Annotated in this window: 20 protein-coding genes; 11 read left to right on the forward strand and 9 right to left on the reverse strand. The window is 40.6% G+C overall.

The features are described 5' to 3' along the window. Positions 1-208 precede the first annotated feature (208 nt). The 3 genes from HMPREF9331_RS09700 to HMPREF9331_RS09710 form a co-directional block, all read right to left on the reverse strand. Positions 209-1,258 carry an endonuclease/exonuclease/phosphatase family protein gene (locus HMPREF9331_RS09700; RefSeq protein WP_016420774.1) on the reverse strand — a complete coding sequence of 350 codons (1,050 nt, stop codon included), beginning with the start codon at positions 1,256-1,258 and terminating at the stop codon, positions 209-211. Between the two features lie 237 nt (positions 1,259-1,495). After that, positions 1,496-1,804 carry a hypothetical protein gene (locus tag HMPREF9331_RS09705; protein ID WP_016420776.1) on the reverse strand — a complete coding sequence of 103 codons (309 nt, stop codon included), beginning with the start codon at positions 1,802-1,804 and terminating at the stop codon, positions 1,496-1,498. Positions 1,805-1,872: 68 nt separating this feature from the next. Further along, positions 1,873-2,628 carry a hypothetical protein gene (locus HMPREF9331_RS09710; protein ID WP_244911723.1) on the reverse strand — a complete coding sequence of 252 codons (756 nt, stop codon included), beginning with the start codon at positions 2,626-2,628 and terminating at the stop codon, positions 1,873-1,875. Between the two features lie 119 nt (positions 2,629-2,747). On the opposite strand from HMPREF9331_RS09710, the gene ettA reads away from it, so the two are divergent. Continuing rightward, a complete protein-coding gene (gene ettA / locus HMPREF9331_RS09715) occupies positions 2,748-4,439 on the forward strand; it encodes an energy-dependent translational throttle protein EttA (protein WP_016420778.1) in 1,692 nt (563 codons plus the stop codon). Positions 4,440-4,505: 66 nt separating this feature from the next. Here ettA and HMPREF9331_RS09720 read toward each other — a convergent pair whose 3' ends face one another. The 6 genes from HMPREF9331_RS09720 to HMPREF9331_RS09745 all read right to left on the reverse strand — a co-directional run bounded on the left by HMPREF9331_RS09720 (position 4,506) and on the right by HMPREF9331_RS09745 (position 8,748). Next, a complete protein-coding gene (locus tag HMPREF9331_RS09720) occupies positions 4,506-5,627 on the reverse strand; it encodes a hypothetical protein (RefSeq protein ID WP_016420779.1) in 1,122 nt (373 codons plus the stop codon). 101 nt (positions 5,628-5,728) lie between these two features. Beyond that, positions 5,729-6,169 carry a hypothetical protein gene (locus tag HMPREF9331_RS09725; RefSeq protein WP_016420780.1) on the reverse strand — a complete coding sequence of 147 codons (441 nt, stop codon included), beginning with the start codon at positions 6,167-6,169 and terminating at the stop codon, positions 5,729-5,731. Then, a complete protein-coding gene (locus HMPREF9331_RS09730; protein ID WP_016420781.1) occupies positions 6,163-6,528 on the reverse strand; it encodes an ApeI family dehydratase in 366 nt (121 codons plus the stop codon). The genes HMPREF9331_RS09725 and HMPREF9331_RS09730 overlap by 7 nt, the downstream gene beginning before the upstream one ends. Before the next feature lie 13 nt (positions 6,529-6,541). Beyond that, positions 6,542-7,147 carry a flexirubin biosynthesis protein LolB2 gene (lolB2, locus tag HMPREF9331_RS09735; RefSeq protein ID WP_016420782.1) on the reverse strand — a complete coding sequence of 202 codons (606 nt, stop codon included), beginning with the start codon at positions 7,145-7,147 and terminating at the stop codon, positions 6,542-6,544. After that, complete coding sequence (gene lolA2 / locus HMPREF9331_RS09740) at positions 7,125-7,742, reverse strand: flexirubin biosynthesis/transport protein LolA2 (RefSeq protein WP_016420783.1); 618 nt, start codon at positions 7,740-7,742, stop codon at positions 7,125-7,127. The genes lolB2 and lolA2 overlap by 23 nt, the downstream gene beginning before the upstream one ends. 31 nt (positions 7,743-7,773) lie before the next feature. Continuing rightward, positions 7,774-8,748 (reverse strand): alpha/beta fold hydrolase, encoded by a 975-nt coding sequence (locus tag HMPREF9331_RS09745; protein WP_016420784.1) that lies wholly within the window; start codon positions 8,746-8,748, stop codon positions 7,774-7,776. A 162-nt stretch (positions 8,749-8,910) separates the two neighbouring features. Here HMPREF9331_RS09745 and HMPREF9331_RS09750 point away from each other — a divergent pair, with 162 nt between their 5' ends. From HMPREF9331_RS09750 to HMPREF9331_RS12860, 10 genes are all read left to right on the forward strand, one after another. Beyond that, positions 8,911-9,387 (forward strand): hypothetical protein, encoded by a 477-nt coding sequence (locus tag HMPREF9331_RS09750; protein ID WP_016420785.1) that lies wholly within the window; start codon positions 8,911-8,913, stop codon positions 9,385-9,387. 301 nt (positions 9,388-9,688) lie between these two features. Beyond that, entirely contained in the window at positions 9,689-10,312 is a 624-nt protein-coding gene (locus HMPREF9331_RS09755) for a hypothetical protein (protein WP_016420786.1), read from the forward strand. 4 nt (positions 10,313-10,316) lie between these two features. Next, positions 10,317-11,066 (forward strand): hypothetical protein, encoded by a 750-nt coding sequence (locus HMPREF9331_RS09760; RefSeq protein ID WP_016420787.1) that lies wholly within the window; start codon positions 10,317-10,319, stop codon positions 11,064-11,066. Between the two features lie 10 nt (positions 11,067-11,076). Continuing rightward, the gene (locus HMPREF9331_RS09765) at positions 11,077-11,385 is read left to right on the forward strand and encodes a winged helix-turn-helix domain-containing protein (RefSeq protein WP_016420788.1); all 309 of its coding nucleotides are present in this window, start codon (positions 11,077-11,079) and stop codon (positions 11,383-11,385) included. Between the two features lie 193 nt (positions 11,386-11,578). Then, positions 11,579-12,952, forward strand: coding sequence for a cell envelope integrity protein CreD (gene creD, locus HMPREF9331_RS09770; protein ID WP_016420789.1), 1,374 nt, complete (start codon positions 11,579-11,581; stop codon positions 12,950-12,952). A gap of 165 nt (positions 12,953-13,117) precedes the next feature. Then, positions 13,118-13,645, forward strand: a complete 528-nt coding sequence (locus HMPREF9331_RS09775) for a DUF4199 domain-containing protein (protein ID WP_016420790.1) — start codon at positions 13,118-13,120, stop codon at positions 13,643-13,645. 90 nt (positions 13,646-13,735) lie between these two features. After that, complete coding sequence (gene surE / locus HMPREF9331_RS09780; protein WP_009640740.1) at positions 13,736-14,515, forward strand: 5'/3'-nucleotidase SurE; 780 nt, start codon at positions 13,736-13,738, stop codon at positions 14,513-14,515. After that, on the forward strand, positions 14,502-14,795 hold the full coding sequence (locus HMPREF9331_RS09785) for a hypothetical protein (protein WP_016420791.1): 294 nt from the start codon (positions 14,502-14,504) through the stop codon (positions 14,793-14,795). Before surE ends, HMPREF9331_RS09785 begins: the two co-directional genes overlap by 14 nt. Before the next feature lie 18 nt (positions 14,796-14,813). After that, positions 14,814-15,218 (forward strand): hypothetical protein, encoded by a 405-nt coding sequence (locus tag HMPREF9331_RS09790; protein WP_016420792.1) that lies wholly within the window; start codon positions 14,814-14,816, stop codon positions 15,216-15,218. A 17-nt stretch (positions 15,219-15,235) separates the two neighbouring features. Next, entirely contained in the window at positions 15,236-15,550 is a 315-nt protein-coding gene (locus tag HMPREF9331_RS12860) for a type II toxin-antitoxin system PemK/MazF family toxin (RefSeq protein WP_262482231.1), read from the forward strand. The last annotated feature ends 4 nt before the right edge of the window (positions 15,551-15,554 follow it).

Raw genomic sequence — 15,554 nt, forward strand, 5'->3', positions numbered from 1 at the left:
GTGACTAATGACTAATGACTAATGACTAATGACTAATGACTAATGACTAATGACTAATGACTAATGACTAATGACTAATGACTAATGACTAGTGACTAGTGATAAGTAAAAAGTGAAGAGTGGGTAACTATTGTTACTATTCACTCTTCACTCTTCACTTTTAGTTATTCACTTAATTCTCTTTTCGTTATTCACTCTTCACTTTTCGTTATTCACTTAATTTAATCAGGAAGAGATACACAGGGAAGTGGTCGGAATAACCACCTGTATAGCTACCATTGGCATAGCTGCGGAAAGGATAGCCTGCAAACCGTCCTGAAGGATTGGCTAGCTCTGGGCTATTGAATACGCCTGCTTTCCAATATTTGTACCCTTCCACCTGCTTACCTATATAGCCATAAGTAAGAACAAATTGGTCAAAAAGGCTCCAGCTATCGCGATAAGCCAAAGTACCCACCCCTTTCTTGAAGAGGTTTTCCATAGGATTGTACAAGTCGCCTTGGCTTACTTTTTCCTTATTTGCCTTAGTCTTGAGTACTTTCTTAAAAGCTGAGTTGGTAGGATCATCATTGAAGTCGCCCATACTGATGACCTTTGCCTTGGGATTGATAGCGGTTAAGGAATCAAAAATGTGCTTGTTCAGAGCCGCTGCTGCTTCCCTAAAGGGACGAGAGGCCGCTTCTCCTCCTGAGCGTGAAGGCCAGTGATTGATGATAAAGTGTAGCTCCTCCCCTTCCATCTGTCCTGAGACAAGAATTTGGTCGCGTGTATAGCGGGGCTTGCCTGTAGAAGGGTCTTTGATATCCAAAAAGTGCTTGGAGGTATGGGTAGGGGTGAATACATCTTTCTTGTACATAAAGGCCACATCTATCCCACGGGCATCAGGAGAATCATAATGTACGATGCCGTAATTGTAATCCTTGAGGGCTTCGCTATGGGCTAAATCCTCCACCACACTGCGGTTCTCTACCTCCGCAAGTCCCACAAAATCAGGCGCTGTACTTGTAACATCTCGTCCTATCTTGGCGATAGTGGAAGCTATCTTATGGATATGATCAAAGTAGTTGGCACTTGTCCAGTGGTCTTTGCCCTCAGGAGTACGCTCGTCATCAAACTTCTTCGGGTCATTGATGGTATCGAACAAATTCTCCACATTGTAGAAAGCCACCGTGCGGACTTTATACTGCTTGGTCTGCGCCTGCAAGGATAAGCTAATGAATATCAATGAGATTGATAATAATAAATAGATTTTTTTCATGTAAGTTTCTTTTATACAAAGATACGTTTTTTTCTTGAGATGAAACACTTTTATTTTTTAAGAGAAATAAATTCACCCACACATCTGAAACATTAGATACCCCTTTACACTATTTAGAGCGTATTATAGCCTTTTAAAATGCTTTTCTCTATAATGGGTAAAGGAAAATAAAGGTTTAGTTCTTTTATATTGTATTGATTAGCAAGTTGTTGAAATTTCAACAACACATCTGATACATTACCATAATTCTTCTCCATAAGTTTCTTTATAAAATATATTAAATAAAATAAAGAATTGAATAAGAGCTTCCTCTTCTGTTTTAAATATATAGAGAAGTATATCAGCCCAGCCTCTACTATCATTCATATTATATCTTTTACGTAACCATTCATAAAAGTCTGTGTATAAAATATCTGCCTTTACATCTTCATCTTCATCACGATAGTACCAACCATCAATAAATACTTCGAGGTTAAATATACTATGTTTTCTGATAAATAATATAGGAAAGGGTTTAATAAGTTTTATAAGTTCTATTATTGTCATAGTAAAAAAATATTAAAATTTAGTTTTTGTCTCTGTATACGTCACCCCCCCGCTAGGATTAAGCACTTTTATTTATAATGAAAAAGGAGTGCTTTTATAATTTCTTCATCAGGAACTTCTTCCTCATCAAATCTTTCTCCGTGTCCTCCATAAATTAACTCCCCTCCATCAATTAATTTATCAATTGCAACTTCTTTAGTTTCATCTTTAATAACTATAAATCGTTTTTTATTATTTTCCTTTTCCTCCTTTGGAAAAAATGATAGTATGTAAGCCTTAGGACAATCGGGATGCTCCTTATAAATCACACGTTTAAAATCAAGATTAGAAGGATTCGTAGGAACTTTGTGTTCTAAATCTACATTAAATTTTTCTCTACATAAAGCTACTATTTCTTCCAAAGGTGTAGAAAAATCAGCTTCATAATCTATGATACTCTCTACCTTACCCTCTTTTGTATAGGTGATTTCTTTGCCAATAGGAGTATCTCCTAACGCTGTTTTCTTGGTATATATGGTACCTGTATCTAGATAGTACCCACGATATACTTGATATCTGTTATAAGAGTTAAACCAATACAAACCTGCGTATTTATCACCTTTCCCAAATCTGTATACGTTTCCTTTTCCATCAGGATACTGCATTACATAATGCCTTCTCTTTCTTTTCCCTTCTGCTATAATCGTATCTACAAGTGTCTCTATTTCATCCAGACGAAGGAAAACGTCTCCCTTATACTCTCCGTTTTGATCAAACATGCCCTTTTCTGTGGGGTGAGTGGTATTCTTCTGTGCTGAACAAGAGAACGAGATGAGCAAAGTCATCCCTAAAATAATGGAGACTAAGAGAGATTTATGACATATATGGCACATGCTTGAATCCTATTTTTGCCGACAAATATACAAAATAATTCGTATATTTGCCCTTAATTTTTCACTTTATTATGGCAGACGATCAAAAGATTATCTTTTCCATGAATAAGGTCAGTAAGACCTATTCATCTACCAACAAACAGGTGCTTAAGGATATCTATCTGAGTTTCTTCTATGGGGCTAAGATTGGTATTCTGGGGCTTAATGGGGCGGGTAAGTCGTCCCTACTGAAGATCATCGCTGGGATAGACAAGAACTATCAGGGCGAAGTGGTCTTTGCCCCTGGCTATACAGTGGGTTACTTAGAGCAAGAACCCAAATTAGACGAGGAAAAAACGGTTATTGAGGTCGTTCGCGAGGGAGTAGCCGAGACGGTGAAGCTCTTGGACGAGTTCAACCATATCAATGACCTCTTTGGACTAGAGGAGAACTACTCCGATCCAGAGAAGATGCAAAAACTCATGGACAAGCAGGCGGAGTTACAAGACAGGATAGATGCGCTGAATGCTTGGGAGCTTGACAATCAGCTGGAAGTAGCTATGGATGCCCTCCGTACTCCTGACCCTGATACCCCTATCAAGGTACTCTCAGGAGGAGAACGCCGCCGAGTAGCCCTCTGCCGTCTCCTATTGCAACAGCCCGATGTACTACTCTTGGACGAGCCTACCAACCACCTTGATGCCGAATCTGTCCTATGGCTTGAGCAGCATCTCCAACAGTATGCAGGTACAGTGATTGCTGTCACCCACGACCGTTATTTCTTGGACAATGTAGCGGGCTGGATCTTAGAGCTTGACCGTGGGGAGGGAATCCCATGGAAGGGCAACTACTCCTCTTGGCTGGATCAAAAGGCCAAACGCCTTGCCCAAGAGCAAAAAGCAGAAACTAAGCGACAAAAGGTACTCGAACGTGAGCTTGAGTGGGTACGACAAGGCGCCAAAGGGCGTCAAGCCAAACAGAAAGCGCGCTTGCAGAACTATGACCGCCTACTGAGTGAAGACCAAAAACAATTGGAGGAAAAGCTCGAAATCTATATCCCTAATGGGCCTCGCTTGGGTACCAATGTGATAGAGGCGCGCCATGTAAGCAAGGCTTTCGGTGATAAGCTCCTCTATGATGACCTGAACTTTGTCCTCCCACAAGCGGGTATCGTAGGGGTGATAGGCCCCAATGGTGCAGGGAAATCCACTATCTTCCGTATGATTATGGGAGAAGAAAAGCCCGATAGCGGGGAGTTCCTCGTAGGAGATACGGTAAAAATCGCCTATGTGGATCAGACTCATAAGAATATAGACCCCGAAAAGAGCATTTGGGAAAACTTCTCCGACGGACAAGACCTCATTCTCATGGGCGGTCGCCAAGTGAACTCCCGTGCCTACCTGAGCCGCTTTAACTTCTCTGGTAGTGACCAAAACAAAAAGGTAGCCACCCTTTCTGGAGGAGAGCGCAACCGCCTGCATCTGGCCATGACTCTCAAGGAAGAAGGCAACGTGCTCCTCTTGGACGAGCCTACCAACGACCTGGATGTCAATACCCTACGTGCCTTAGAAGAAGGTTTGGAGAACTTCGCTGGTTGTGCGGTAGTGATCTCCCACGACCGCTGGTTCTTAGACCGTATCTGTACTCATATCTTGGCCTTTGAGGGGGATTCTCAGGTGTATTTCTTCGAGGGCAGCTTCTCAGAATATGAGGAAAACAAGAAAAAACGCCTCGGCAAGGAGGTTACTCCCACCCGTATCAAATACAAGAAACTCACCCGATAAAGTAAAAAGGTATCGCCCGAAAGCGATACCTTTTCTTGTCAAATAAAAAAAACAATAAACTCAATTTTAAAACTCTACTTTGATAATCACTACTCCATTAGCCCCTTTTTCCTTAAAGTCGGTAGTACGTGGAGCGCCTTTTTTGAAAACCGTAGTGGAAACGATTTTACTGATTTTGGCCAACTCACTCTGTGGGTAGTCCATCACATCTTTGTAATTGATAAGCACTAACGGATAGGCCTCTGTGCGTTTTTGGTTTTTCTTGATATAGGCTTGATAGTCGCGTAGGGACTTCTTTATCTTGGTCTTTAGGTTTTCGTCCAAGAGTTTTTCTCCGCCTTGTAGCGCCTCAGTGGACGTACCGCTACCTGTTTCGGCCAACTCTGTATTTACCACACGCTGACCGGTACGGAACTCCTCGGATTTGCGTTTTCTCTCCTCCTCTTTTGCTTTTCTTTCGGCCTCTTTCTTAGCGTTGTACTCAGCTACCTCGCGGGCATACTTTTGTTTGGCTTCCTCTTCAGCTTTTTTCTTGGCCTCCTCTTCAGCCTTACGCTTTTCTGCCTCTTTCTGCAAAGCAAGTTTGCGTTCTAGCTCCGCCTTTTCTTTCTCTGCTTTTTCCTTTTCCAGGCGCGCTTTTTCCTTTTCATATTCTGCATTTTTCTTAGCTATAGCCTCTTTTTCCTTAGCTTTTTTCTCTGCTTTTTCCTTCTCTGCTTTTTGCTGAGCGGCAAGTACCTCCTCATAATTAGCATCAAAGATAGGTTTACCTTCTGCCTTTCCAAAGTTATAGTTGAAATAGAAGATAGGGCGGCTATCCTTGGTTGGTTTTCCTTTTCCGAAATAAGCACACCAAGATGGATTTATCCTAAGATAATAGCCCCAGCCGTCGAAATAGCGGGTATAAGTATAGTTTTTGAAGTCAAATAACTTAGTGGCAAGGTTGTAAGTACCTACCTTAAAAGTTGGGCTACTGGTTTCTATATATTTGATTTTGTTACTCTTATCCACTCCCAAGAAATAATCTACCTTATTCACCGTTGTTTTTTCCTTTCTTAGGAAACCAAGGGGCGTTTCTAAGGTTTCGTTCAAGTGGTTATCCTTCCAAGAATCTTCCAACTTGGGTTGGGCAAAGCTAAAAAAAGCGGTACAGAAACACAGGGCTGTTAAAAAATACGATACTTTCATTTGTCTAATAATATAAAATTTTTGATTAAAACTAATTGTGGGGGCAAATATACAAAAAAAAGTAAAATAAAAAAACAAAAAAATCAAGAATTGGTCTCTTGTTACTTGTCCTTAAAATAGTTTTCTATATACTTTTTCAGTGGTTGTGGTTGCTGGGCAATATGTTCGTGAATATACTTTCTATCCTCTTCTATATCAGAACGGTACGGCACTATCTTAGGAAGATGTTCCTGCACACTGAGTCGTACCATACGAAGTTCTATATTTTCAGGTTCTTTCTCTATTGCGCTCTCTATGAGTGCTTTACCTTCTTTGAGAGACTGTCGGAGCCTACCCGATTGCTTGGCGTACATCATCAGGGCAGCCCCCTTATAAGCCTGCAAAAGGGGCGTATTTGTACTCACTCCTTGCATCAGTTGGTAGAACTGTGCTGTATGTTCTTTAGTAGAGGAAGCAGAAGTATAGGCCTTGCGTATCTCCTCCACTGATTGTCCATGTACAAAAAGTGGTATAAGGCAACACAACAAACAAAATCTTAGCATATCTTATAGGTATTGGTTAGTTTTAGGGCTATGGTATCACCAAAGGAAGTAATATTCTTTACTACAATCGTCTCTGGTTGCTCTATAAGTTCCATCTGTAGGGAGAGTTCGCCCGCTGTATGAGGATTGATCAGGGTCATAAACTTCACTTGGGAGGTCTTACTCAAGAAAAGTTTCTTTTGAGTGATCTTTTCTGTGAGTTCCTTGATAATCTGGAGCATACACACCCCAGGAGTAATGGGATTACCAGGGAAATGACCTGCAAAAATCGGGTGAGCAGGATTGAGAGTAATACGACAAATGTATTTCCCCTCGCCCTGAGGTGCTATCTGGTTGAGTGTATAAAAGTCGTCTAACATAAGGTATTTATTTTTAAGGCAATACGTCCAAAGTCATCTTCACAGGCAAGGTGTGATGCTCGATTACGATCTGTGAGAGTTCGCCCGTCTGCCTATAGTGAGCGGTAAAAGTAGTATAGGGTTTTGACTTTTTTGTATTGAGTTGCTGATATATTTTTTTATTTTGATTTTCAAACAGATACACCTTTCTTTTTCCCTCTGTTACTACATAAGCTACCTCTTGATTATGGATATATTTGTCCCCATACCTATCTGCTTCCAATAAATCCTCAAAATCCCGCTGGAGGAGCTTAATAAGTGGCTTCCTATCCAAAGGATCGGCTATATATTCCACTCGCCAGCCTTCTCCTCTTTTATAATAGAATTTTAAAAGTGTATTACCAAAATCGGTAGTTAGGGCAACTATATGAAAGTAAGTAGCGGTTTTTATGGCCAACACCCCATTGAAGCTATGTCCATAGGCCTCAATAGTAGCTCTTAGCTGGTATTCGCCTATGCCAAAATAGGGATTGGCTATATACTCCCCTGTCTTTTCCTTCTGGTAAGTATCAGGCAAGCGGTAGGAAGTGCCACAACTGAGGCATAGGAAAAAGATACTATAGTGTAAAAGCCGCTTCATCAATAGGGGTATTGAGTTGTTGGTGTGTAAAAGTGATTTCGGTATAGTCGTCGGTAGGTTCTATGAGCTTGACACGCCCTACAGTGGCATCAGGGGAGAAAAACAAATGTATTTCCTTAATGTACTTGAGCAAGGTCTTGTCCTTGGGCCGCAGTTGCGCCTTGGTATCTTTCCCTTCACTATATAAGGTGACAGCAAACTCTTTTTGGTCAAACATATTGCCACTTACCGTGCTTACAATCAGGCTATTAATCTTTTTGAAAATCTTATTATCCGCCTTCATTTGGGAAACCTTCCCCGCATCATTGACCTTGATTTGATCCTTTTGAAAGACAATCTGATACTGATAGGGGGTTGTATATTGCCAATTAAGCCTATCAGGAGCCGAAAAAAACATCTTCCCTTTGGTTTCTATATCGTTGGACATAAACTCCAAATGCTTCTTTTGAGTGAAAGCCGCTTGCATGGTCTTGATTGTCTTATTTTTTGCCATCACCTTCTCCTTGAAAGCCGTAGCTTGTGTCTGGGAAAGTGGTTGCTGCCCCCACAACACTGTAGAGACTAGTAGGAACAAAAGAAAGTATATCGCTCTCATAAATAGTTTTTTGTAGATCCTCTTGCAATAACTATGCCACAACGTCACCAAGACAAGGGCGAATAAAGCTATCTAGCTGGTCAAACTCTATCAAAAAGGCATCATGCCCATGTATGGAGTGTATCTCATGGTAAGTTACTTCCTTACCCATTTGCTTTAAAGCTTGGTAAGTAAGCCTATTTTCCTGAGGTACAAAATACAAATCGGTATCAGTGGCTATGATATGTATCTGGGTCGTTACAGGTACCATTACCTGCTCAAATCCTCCCCTATCTTTGCAAATGTCTATCGTTTTAACCAACTGATTCATTAGCTTATAAGCCTCAAGGGTAAATCGGTTTTGGAGTTTCTCTCCGTGATGGAGCAGCCAAGTTTCCGTATTGAAGAGGTTGCGTTCTATATTGACACTACGGTCAAATTTTTCCTTAAGCGAAGCAGGAGTTCGATAGCAGAGCATAGCGTGCATACGGGCATCGTGCAAGGGATTGTTGCCCTCCAAGAGTCGTTCTTGGACAAGACAGTTGGCTATTACCCAGTCCGTGGTTTTCCAGTCGGTAGCCACCGCAAAGAAGTGGGTTATATATTGGGGTGCCAAGGCCAGCATCTCCCAAGCAATACCGCCCCCTAAGGAACTCCCCGAAAGGATATCCACATGCTCCACTCCCAGTTGTTGCAAGCCCAAGAGGAAGATCCGCGCCACATCGCGGGCTGTCCATAGCTTATAGTCAGCAATCAGCGCCCCATTGCGATAGCCATTACCAGGGATATTAAAGCAAATCACCGTATGGGTAAGCGTATCAAAAGGCTTCCCCTCCCCTACCGTTTGGTTCCACCAGCCCTCCTTACCGATGACCTGAGAGTTTCCTGTAAGGGCATGATTCACTACAATTACAGGAGCCTCCCCCAAAGGCTGCCCAAAAAGTTGATAGGTCAGTTCCAAGCAAGGATATTCTTTCCCCAATAGGGTAGTAAAGTTATTGATTTCTATACACTTAAGTTCGTCCATAGTACTATCTTCTGTCTTTGCGAGAAGTATATTATACTTCTTTTTATATTTGAGCGCAAAATTAGGTTTTTATAAGGAGATAAACAAATTTTTATAGTTTTAAATCGGGTGTCAAAAAATGATATTTTACTTACCTTATCTTTGCCGAAAAACATTGAGCTTATGAAACCCTTATTACATTTAGATATGTTCAGCACCCCTAACCGACTTCTTGATGATCTCATAAAAGAAAGTTTAGAGGCAAGGCTTTCCTCCTTAGAACGGCTTCTTAAGGAGGCACAACTACCCATCATCAGGATAACTTGCTACAAATACAATCGATTGGAAGCCAATTGTCTTATTGCTCTAAGCCAAACTCTTGATTTATTTCTCTATACCCACATAAGAAAAGTACTTGAACGAAAAGCCATGATAATAAGTTTTCCTCCTTCCGCTACCGATATCCGAGAGATGTTTGTCCGATTACGTCATATTCACTTTCCTCCTAACTATGAAAATAGTGTGCAAGAAACACTTTACCAACCCCGAGAAGGAAATGTCTTTATCCGTAAAAGTACTTCTATAGTAAATGCCACGCTACTAACTCCCTCGTATGTTGAGGAAGAACTCCAAAGAATCGCCTCAAATTTCGATAAATAACGTGAGTTCGATATAACGAAAGCTCCCACAGATTTTCACGGATTTCACAGATTTTCTATATTTGTGTAATTGTGCTGTTGCGATTTACACAGATTTTTATAAGGCCTTTGGCCTTATTTATCCGTGGAAATTAAAGAGTTATACTTAGTTGTTGTGTTATTCTCTCTGTGAAAATCCGTGGAATCTGTGGGAGAAGAAATATAATTTTGCTTATGTCGAACTCACGTTAAATAAAAAAATCCAAAAAACATTTGGTTATATCAATTATTTATCGTTACTTTGCAGCTCAAAGTACTTTCTTATGGAAGAGCATAAATACTTAGATGATCTGAAGGAAATACGCCAGATGATGCGTCGCTCCACCCAATTTCTCTCCTTGAGCGGACTCTCTGGGGTATTGGCAGGAGTGTATGCACTTATTGGGGCTGGTTCTGCTTTTAAGATTTTGGAAGCACACCACCTGCAGGAGTCTTATGTGATTTTGGAGAGCTACACCTTTAAGAAATTGATAGCGATTGCCTTGGGGGTACTTATCGCTTCCATAGTTACCGCTTATTTGTTTTCCGCCTACAAGGCCAAACGCAATGGGGAAACTCTGGTCAATACCACTTCCAAGCGTGCCTTATATAACTTTGCTCTTCCGCTGCTCACTGGAGGCGTACTCTGTGTGCTGCTTCTAAGGAATGGCCATTATGGTTTGCTTGCTCCTATGACCCTGATATTCTATGGATTGGCGTGCGTGAATGTAAGCAAATACACCTTTGGTGATGTGCATTACCTTGGGATTACTGAAATCGTATTAGGTTTATTAGCTGCATATTTCCCTGGTTATGGACTTTTGTTCTGGACTTTAGGTTTTGGCCTATGCCATATCCTTTATGGAGGTATTATGCACTTCAAATACGAACGCAATAGAAAGAAATAAAGTAATGACAGAAGTTTTAAAGCGCTATATTGATGCTTCTAATGCTTTTCGCAAAGCAACAGACTATCATGAAGGAGCAATAGCTCTTTATGACTTGTTGTATGACTTGCAAGCCAAAGAAGAACGCACCTTAGAAGAGGAACGTATCCTTACTGATACTTACTCTTTACTAGGATACCATCTATCGGCTTATGAGACTCTCTTACGCATTGCTGACCCTACCAATTATAAGGAGAAAAGCAAGTTAGTCGTCTTGGAAGACAAAGCAAAATCACACAAAGATACTTTTTGTATCAAGGATATTCGCAAATTGAGAGTCAAACGAGCACAAAAACCTTTTAAGAAAGAGGATTTTGTTATAAAAGAAAAAACAACTTTCGGACATCAGTATAAGATACAGCGTGAAAAAATACTCATTTTCAATAAAGAGTTAGAAGGTAACAGATTTGAGTTATTTATTCATTCCAAAATTACCTTTGAAGAATGTTTTTCGAAAATAAAAGAATACTTAGAGTGGTTCGCTACCGCTAAAGAAGTTATTATCAATAGCTTTAACTATGAATTTAAAGACTATGATGTTTTCCCTAAAGCTGACGATAATTGGTATGACACCCTAGAAGTATATCGTATGAGAGTAGAAGTAGGGGAAAAAGGCATCTTTGCCAATGTGGAAGCAGCTGATATTTACACTGACCACTTGCTAATAATAGAATTTGAAGAAAAAGAAATCACCCATATGTGGTTAGACGGATAATTGAGACATTTTGAAAACGCTTTTAGCACATATCAATAAAGCCTTTGACCATCGTATTCGCTTGGCAATCATGTCAGTACTGATGGTCAATGAAAGTGCCGACTTTAACACCCTCAAGGAACTCTTGGGCGTTACAGACGGCAACTTGGCCAGCCATACCCGTGCTCTTGAGAATGAGGAGTATATCACCGTGGAGAAGACTTTTATCGGTCGCAAAACCAATACCCGTTACAAAGCCACTGCCAAAGGCCGCCAAGCCTTCCAAGAACACTTAGAAGCCCTTGAGAAAATCATTGTAGTGACCAGTGATAGTGACTAACGACGAGTGATTAGTGACGAACTGCTCCTATTATTTTTTTAGGTTTTTACTTTGAAATACAAAGCGCTTTTTAATAACGACTAACGACTAACGACTAACGACTAACGACTAATGACTAATGACTAATGACTAATGACTAATGACTAATGACTTGTCACTCGTAACTTGTAACTAACTAAAATTCTTTATAAAAATGAACACTCAGAAATCAACTTTTGCAAACCTATTGCAATCCAACACCTTCCGTATGTTCCTTGTTGGAACCTTAGCCCTCTTATTACTCATTCCACTATCCTTTGTCAAGGACTTGGTGCGAGAGAGAAACGACCGCCAAGAGCGTGTCATAGAGGAAATTGACGAAAAATGGGGCGGTGCGATCTACTTCTATGGGCCTATCCTAAAGGTTCCCTACAAGGCCTATTTGGATGCAAAACACACTACCTACACCACTTCCTATGCCTACTTCTTCCCTGAAGAACTCAAGAGCCACGCTCAGGTAAAAACCGAAGTGAAGAAGCGTAATAACTATGAATCCTCGGTTTTCAATGCTACTATGGATTTTACTGGTCGCTATGTGGCTCCTGATTTTTCCTCCAAAGGAATCGCTCAGGAGGATATAGAGTGGGACAAAGCTACCATTCTTATTCGCACAACTAACCTAAGTAGTATCAAGAACATCGTAACGATCACCTTGGCGGGAAAGCCTTATCCCTTTGAGCCTATCTATGACCAAGAGAACCCTGAACACTACCTTTGGAGAAACTCCATGTCCTACCGAGGAGATGACAACGAGTACTACGAAGGCCAAAGTAGTCGTATCTCCTCCTTACAGACCGCCTTTATTTCTATGGGAGAGTTAGACAAACCATTAGATTTCTCGCTTTCTATCACCTATGATGGTAGTAAGCACATCGCTATTGCCCCTATAGGCAAGACTACCGAAGGAACTATCTCGTCCAATTGGCAGAATCCGAGTTTTGTAGGAAACTTCCTTCCCTATGAGAAGCAGATCACGTCCCAAGGCTTTAGTGCTTCTTGGCGTGTACTATATCTGAACCGTCCCTTCTCCCAGCAGGCTTTCGGAGAGCTACCCCAAATCAGCGAATATGCCTATCAGGTAAATTTTGTAATCCCTGTTGATGAGTACCAGCAGAATGAGCGAGCTGCCAAGTATGGTTTCTTAGTCATAGGGCTAACCTTCCTTATCTTCTTCTTATTGCAGAGTATCAGCAAGATAAAGATTCATATTTTCCAATATGCGATGATAGGCCTAGCCTTAGTGCTTTTCTATACCTTACTCATCTCCTTTACCGAACATAGTAGTTTCGCCTTGGCGTACCTCATCTCTTCGGTGATGACCATCGGGCTTATCTCTCTGTATTCGGTAGCGATTCTCAAGAATAAGAGGTTTCCAGCCTTCATTGGTATTTCTTTAGCCGCCTTGTACGGATTTATCTATGTGATTATCCAGCTAGAAAACTATGCCTTATTGGTAGGTAGTTTAGGGCTTTTTGCTATCCTGGCGGTAGTAATGTATGCCTCTAGAAAAATAGACTGGAACCAATAATTAATGGTTAATGATTAATTACTTAAGTTTCGCAAGTTAAGTAACTATTTAGGTTATAGGACTTACGAAACTTGAGTTAATTAGTATTAATTATCAAACTTTATTCATGACATTATTTGGTATTCAAAAATAATTCGTATATTTGTGCTGTAAAATTTATAATTTATGGATACAGCATTCAAAAACATCGTTATCAAAAATGGGCTTTTCTTAGGTGCTGCCTTAATCGCCTTTGAGCTTATCAAGTATGCCACAAGGATTCTCTATACAAGCAATACAGGCTTGAGTATCCTCTTATGGCTGGTCAGTGTAGCTATTTATGCCTATTTTATCTTTGTGGCAGTAGGCCAATACAAAGCCTCTAACAACGACCAACTCACTGTAGTTGATGGTCTAAAAGTAGGAGCTGTTGTAGGAGTTATTGCAGGGGTACTACTAGGTATCTACAATGTTCTCTATACCACTGTCATTGCTCCTGATTACTATGAACAAGTAATGGCTTTAGCTACTGAGAAGTTAGGCCCAATGCTTGAGAACATGTCTGAAGATCAGGTAGCTATCATGCACGAAGAGATGCTTAAGGCAAAACCCTCTGTAGTGGCAACTTTCATCTATAGTATTATTGGTGGCGCTATAGGAGGCCTGATCGTTGGGGCTATTATAGGGTTTGTAAAGAAAAGCAAAAACAACTAAGGGCAATGACCTATGATAAAAATTAATCATTAATCATTATTGGCATTAAACATTAATTTTGTACTTTTGCACCATTATTTTTAAGATGATATGCAAAAGCCCTTAATTCTTATCACCAATGACGATGGCATTACTGCCCCTGGTATCCGTGCCCTTATTCAGGTGATGCTTCCTTTAGGAGAGGTAGTAGTAGTAGCACCCGACTCACCACAGAGTGGTATGGGACATGCTATTACAACTACCTCTGCCCTATTCTGCGAACAGGTACATACCCAAAGTGGCGCTCCTTTAGAATACCGTTGTAGTGGTACCCCTGTGGATTGTGTGAAGATAGCCAAGCACGAACTGCTTAAGCGTACCCCCGATCTATGCGTCAGTGGCATCAATCATGGTTCAAACTCCTCTATCAATGTGATCTACTCTGGCACCATGAGTGCAGCGGTAGAGGCAGGCGTGGGGGGGATTCCCGCCATTGGCTTCTCCCTATTGGACATGAATTGGAATGCAGATTTCTCCCAATGTACTGATTTTGTACGCGATATTACCCTAAATGTACTCCAAAATGGCCTGCCTCATGGGGTAGTGCTCAATGTAAATATTCCCAAGCTCAAGCGTGAAGAGATCAAGGGAGTGAAGGTATGCCGCCAAGCGCGTGCCCACTGGGAAGAGCGCTTTGACCATCGCGTCAGTCCGCATGGCCGTAATTATTATTGGCTTACGGGCAAGTTCGTCTGCGAAGACGAAGGCACTGACACTGATGTATGGGCACTGGATCACGGCTACATCTCAGTTGTACCCATTCATGCCGACCTTACCCATTACCCTACTGTAGAACAACTTAACACATGGAAACTCAATGAAATATCATAGAAGCCAGAAAGATGTCCTCATCGGTATTGCTGTAGGACTGATTGTCAATATCTTAGGGATGCTCCTTTGGTGGCTATTCTTCTCCAAATCGGACTTAGAGTCCACTTTTGTCTATGCCTATGAGGAAGGTATGCTAGGGGCTATCATAGGTTTGGGAGCTATTTTGAACCTTTTAGCCTTCTTTGCTTTTATCCGCCTAAGACAAGATTCCCGTGCCAAGGGTGTGCTGATCGCCACTTTTATCAGCGCCTTTATCATACTCTTTTTGAAATTTTGGTAATGTAAAAAATAGAACACCATGGTAACCACTATAAAAACTCATTTTTTTGATATCTTTGGTGCGATCAATACTTTTTCTCATCATAATTTCGCTTGGAGTCCCTACAAGGACTATGCCATACCCCGTATCATCAATTTCACCAAGGTTATACAACAGGCTGAAAAACAACGAAAATCCTTAACAATAGAACAACTCCAAGAAGAATTACAATTTGTTGAAGATTATCTTTTTCAACTTTCTGAAACAGAAGAACTGCTACAACATACCCAAGAGAATAACATAAAACATATAGCCTTAGATTTTATTGCAGCTGTAAGGCGTTACCAATCTGCCTTAGAAGACGAATTAGAGAACAAAGTCTTTTTCTATAATGCAAGACTCAATCAAGCACCTATTATCGCTAAATATTTAGAAGAACAATAAAATACCAACAAAGAGATATTGTAGAGATAAATTTTCTATTCCCGAATGGAGAATTTAAGCCCCATCCTGCTCTCATCATTTCTAATAACTACTTACAAGAAATAGAAGAAGGCTGTGTTTATTTGGTTCTGATTACCTCTAAGAGCTACAATGAAGAGTTCTGTTATCACCTTACAGAAGAGATGTTAAGTTTTAAAATGCTTAAACAGAGTTATGTGAAGTGTCATATCATTTCAGGAAATACTACCAGAGATATAGTCCGCAAATTAGGTTTTGTAAAACAACCTTATTTTGAGGAAATTAAAAACAAAGTCATTCTATCTATCTTTTAAAGAA

Source organism: Capnocytophaga granulosa ATCC 51502 (genome assembly GCF_000411115.1).
Classification (GTDB): Bacteria; Bacteroidota; Bacteroidia; order Flavobacteriales; family Flavobacteriaceae; genus Capnocytophaga; species Capnocytophaga granulosa.

What these genes read in the sequence shown, in the direction of transcription:
- surE (WP_009640740.1), top strand. Translation starts at nt 13,736, where the DNA reads ATGCAAAAGCCCTTAATTCTTATCACCAATGACGATGGCATTACTGCC.
- HMPREF9331_RS09710 (WP_244911723.1), bottom strand. Translation starts at nt 2,628, where the DNA reads ATGACTTTGCTCATCTCGTTCTCTTGTTCAGCACAGAAGAATACCACT.
- HMPREF9331_RS09730 (WP_016420781.1), bottom strand. Translation starts at nt 6,528, where the DNA reads ATGTTAGACGACTTTTATACACTCAACCAGATAGCACCTCAGGGCGAG.
- ettA (WP_016420778.1), top strand. Translation starts at nt 2,748, where the DNA reads ATGGCAGACGATCAAAAGATTATCTTTTCCATGAATAAGGTCAGTAAG.
- lolB2 (WP_016420782.1), bottom strand. Translation starts at nt 7,147, where the DNA reads ATGAAGCGGCTTTTACACTATAGTATCTTTTTCCTATGCCTCAGTTGT.
- HMPREF9331_RS09755 (WP_016420786.1), top strand. Translation starts at nt 9,689, where the DNA reads ATGGAAGAGCATAAATACTTAGATGATCTGAAGGAAATACGCCAGATG.
- HMPREF9331_RS09725 (WP_016420780.1), bottom strand. Translation starts at nt 6,169, where the DNA reads ATGCTAAGATTTTGTTTGTTGTGTTGCCTTATACCACTTTTTGTACAT.
- HMPREF9331_RS09760 (WP_016420787.1), top strand. Translation starts at nt 10,317, where the DNA reads ATGACAGAAGTTTTAAAGCGCTATATTGATGCTTCTAATGCTTTTCGC.
- HMPREF9331_RS09790 (WP_016420792.1), top strand. Translation starts at nt 14,814, where the DNA reads ATGGTAACCACTATAAAAACTCATTTTTTTGATATCTTTGGTGCGATC.
- lolA2 (WP_016420783.1), bottom strand. Translation starts at nt 7,742, where the DNA reads ATGAGAGCGATATACTTTCTTTTGTTCCTACTAGTCTCTACAGTGTTG.
- creD (WP_016420789.1), top strand. Translation starts at nt 11,579, where the DNA reads ATGAACACTCAGAAATCAACTTTTGCAAACCTATTGCAATCCAACACC.
- HMPREF9331_RS09700 (WP_016420774.1), bottom strand. Translation starts at nt 1,258, where the DNA reads ATGAAAAAAATCTATTTATTATTATCAATCTCATTGATATTCATTAGC.
- HMPREF9331_RS09785 (WP_016420791.1), top strand. Translation starts at nt 14,502, where the DNA reads ATGAAATATCATAGAAGCCAGAAAGATGTCCTCATCGGTATTGCTGTA.
- HMPREF9331_RS09745 (WP_016420784.1), bottom strand. Translation starts at nt 8,748, where the DNA reads ATGGACGAACTTAAGTGTATAGAAATCAATAACTTTACTACCCTATTG.
- HMPREF9331_RS09750 (WP_016420785.1), top strand. Translation starts at nt 8,911, where the DNA reads ATGAAACCCTTATTACATTTAGATATGTTCAGCACCCCTAACCGACTT.
- HMPREF9331_RS09720 (WP_016420779.1), bottom strand. Translation starts at nt 5,627, where the DNA reads ATGAAAGTATCGTATTTTTTAACAGCCCTGTGTTTCTGTACCGCTTTT.
- HMPREF9331_RS09775 (WP_016420790.1), top strand. Translation starts at nt 13,118, where the DNA reads ATGGATACAGCATTCAAAAACATCGTTATCAAAAATGGGCTTTTCTTA.
- HMPREF9331_RS09705 (WP_016420776.1), bottom strand. Translation starts at nt 1,804, where the DNA reads ATGACAATAATAGAACTTATAAAACTTATTAAACCCTTTCCTATATTA.